The organism is Armatimonas sp. (assembly GCF_031410135.1).
Taxonomy (GTDB): domain Bacteria; phylum Armatimonadota; class Armatimonadia; order Armatimonadales; family Armatimonadaceae; genus Armatimonas.
In genome coordinates, this window is the sequence record NZ_JANNYP010000503.1 from 1 (window position 1) to 2891 (window position 2891).

A 2891-nucleotide genomic window follows, 5' to 3' on the forward strand; every position below is an offset into this window, starting at 1 on the left:
TGTTTGCTGTAGTGGGCGTTCTGTGGCTCATCGGAGTCCACAAAGGCGATCTTCTCGTGCCCGAGCGCGAGCAAGAACTCTGTGGCGAGCCATCCCCCTTGGAGATCGTCGGGGTGGATCGCATCAAACTCCTGCTTCACATTGAGCCAGATCGCCGGGATCTGGAGCCGCAGGATGGTCTCCAGGTAGCCCGGCGATGAGGCCACGTGCCGGTTGAGCAACACTCCGTCCACGGAGAGCTCATGGAGGGTGTGAGGGAGATAGGCCTCGTCCTCCATCACGGGGTCAGGGACTTGGGAGAGCACCAGATGCAGGTCTTGGTCTGCGAGGGCGCGGGTGAGCCCAAAGAGCAGCTCCGGGGGAAGGTACTGCCCCCAGAGCGACTGGATCAGCGCGATATTGCCAAAGCGCCCCGCCCGCACCGCGCGCGCCGAGGCATTGGCACGGTAGCCCAGCTCCTGCGCCGCCTCGCGCACCCGCTGCTGGGTCTTGGGGCTGATGCGCTGGGTATCGCCGCGCCCGTTGAGGACGTGGGTCACCGTGGCGCGGGAGAGTCCCAGGTGCTCCGCAAGAGTCGCGATGGTCGGATGGGCCATGACGTAAGTCTACTTCGCCTGGAAGACCCGTTGCAAGAAGTAGTAGAGATTGTTCTTCCAGTGGGTCGGGTCGTGGGCATGGCTATCGACATTCCAGAAGTGCGGGACATCTTTCTCTTTCAGATAACCATGCACGCCCTGGCTAATGCCGATCAGCCCATCTTTATTGCCACACGAGAGATAGAGCAGTTTGAGCTTGGTTTTCGCGGCAGCAGCATCGGGGACGAGTTGTGCGGGCGACTTGGTGTTGGGCGCCGACGAAAACCCACCAACCCAGGCAAACGTCTCCAAATGCCCGAGGCCAAAGTTGAGCGACTGCCCGCCGCCCATCGAGAGCCCCGCCACGGCTCGGCTCTCACGGTCTGATTTTACGGAGTACTTCGCCTCAATGGCGGGAATGAGATCATCGAGCAAGTCGCGCTCAAAGACCGCAAAGGCAGGCGCGGTAGCCATCGCATTGGGGCCAGGGCGGTCGTCTTTCTGGGCGCGGCCATTGGGCAGGACAATAATCATCGGCTGCGCCTTGCCATCAGCCAGCAGGTTGTCCATCAAGAGATTCGGCGAGGCGAAGCGTAGCCACTCGGTCTCATCGCCGCCGATCCCGTGCAAGAGATACAGAACGGGGTACTTCTTGCCCGGATCGTAGCCCGGCGGCGTGTAGACATTGACCTTGCGCTTGACGCCCACGGTCTTGGAGTCGTACTCGATCAGCTCCAGCTTTCCGTGCGGCACATCACGCTTGGCATTAATCTCAGCGGGCGGGTCAGGAAAGGCCTGGATATCGTCGGGGTTGAGCTTGATAGGTCCTCCAAAGCCACCCGGGCGACCCGGAGCGCGGGGTGGCTGCGTTGCTGCGTTTTGTACGGCAAAGAAGGCGGGCTTGGTCTTGCCCTGGCGATCAAAGAGAAGTGGGTAGTCGGTGCGGCCTCGAATCGGGAAGTCATCGAGCCAAGAGGAGCCATCGTGGGTTCCCCAAAAAGTCACCCGCTCGATGGTCTTCTGGTGGCGCAAAAACATCTCAAAGGCCAGCCGGTAGCGCTCGGCGTGAGCTTGAGCCACGGCACCGGGGAGCTCTTTCGTGTAAGGGTTCATCACGGCCTGTTGCTCAGGGGTCATTGCCTGACGTGCGGAGAGATCGGCACCCTGGTACTTGGTCGGCAGCACCCCTAGATCGAGCTCCGTGACCATGATTTTTAGCCCTAGAGCCGCGTACTCTTTGATTGCGTCCTCGACCTCGGTGAAGTTGGGATTGTCCATGCGCCAGTGGCACTGAATCCCGACGGCATGGATCGGGACTTTCTGCGCCAGGAGCTTCTTGACAAGCTCCACCGCCTTGGGGCGCTTGTAGCCCAGCTCGATATTGTAGTCATTGTAGATCAGAGTTGCCTTCGGGTCGGCCTCGTGGGCGGCGCGAAACGCCTCCGCGATAAAGTCATCGCCGATTGCCTTGAGCCAGGGCGAGGGTCGCAGCGTCCCAGGCCCATCGTTGATTGCCTCGTTGACCACGTCCCACTGCTTAATCTTGCCCTTGTAGTGCCCCACCACGGTACCAATATGGGTGCGCATCCGAGTGAGCGCCAGCTCGCGGGTGAGCGGCTGGCCGTCTTTACCCTCGAACATCCAGCGCCCGGTCTGCGCGTGCCAGAGAAGCGTGTGTCCAATCGCAGTGGCCCCACAGCTCTTGCAAAGCTCGACTAGCTTATCGCCCTCGGCAAACCGAAACTCTCCCTCACGCGGCTGAACAGCCTCGGGCTTGAGGCTATTTTCGGGCGTGATGGCGCTAAAGTGCGTGGTGGCGAGCTCCGTATCTTGCCGCGATTTCCCCTGAAGTGCCGCAACCCCGAGGATTGTCCCCAACAGGAACTTTCCCTTGAACGCATCTTTGAGTGGCCTAACTGTCTCGGTCTTTTCTGCCTGTTTCATCCTATGAACCCTCCTTGCTACTTCGTCGTAGCAAAAGTATACCATATGATCTTTAGAAAAGAAAAACAAACAAAAACGGAGGTGAGTGTTTGACACTCACCTCCGAACGTAATGCTCCCCCGACTGGATTCGAACCAGTGACCCTTCGGTTAACAGCCGAATGCTCTACCGCTGAGCTACAAGGGAACGGCGGAAAAGTTATATCATGCCTACTCATGGGATGCAATAGTCACTTAAAATTTACACTGCTTTAGCATTGCACCGGGAAAGAAGGGACGGTATAATCCGAATGAGATACTTTGTGAACATGTTCACAAAGTCTAAAAGTTGAAAATCCATGACACGCCCTGCTCCCGAGACTATCCCCTCACC

At 58.7% G+C, this 2891-nt stretch carries 2 protein-coding genes and 1 tRNA gene; all 3 read right to left on the bottom strand.

Features of this window, described 5'->3' with window-relative positions; translation table 11 throughout:
* Positions 1 to 596, bottom strand: a 596-nt coding sequence (locus RMO15_RS18670) for a LacI family DNA-binding transcriptional regulator (protein ID WP_309715197.1), incomplete at its 3' end; no start/stop codon positions are given.
* Between the two features lie 9 nt (positions 597 to 605).
* Positions 606 to 2519, bottom strand: a complete 1914-nt coding sequence (locus RMO15_RS18675; protein WP_309715199.1) for an endo-1,4-beta-xylanase — start codon at positions 2517 to 2519, stop codon at positions 606 to 608.
* 114 nt (positions 2520 to 2633) lie between these two features.
* Positions 2634 to 2705 (bottom strand) — tRNA-Asn (locus RMO15_RS18680).
* Positions 2706 to 2891: the final 186 nt, after the last annotated feature.

Excerpts from the sequence above, each read along its gene's own strand:
- RMO15_RS18675 (WP_309715199.1), bottom strand. The coding sequence starts at position 2,519 with ATGAAACAGGCAGAAAAGACCGAGACAGTTAGGCCACTCAAAGATGCG.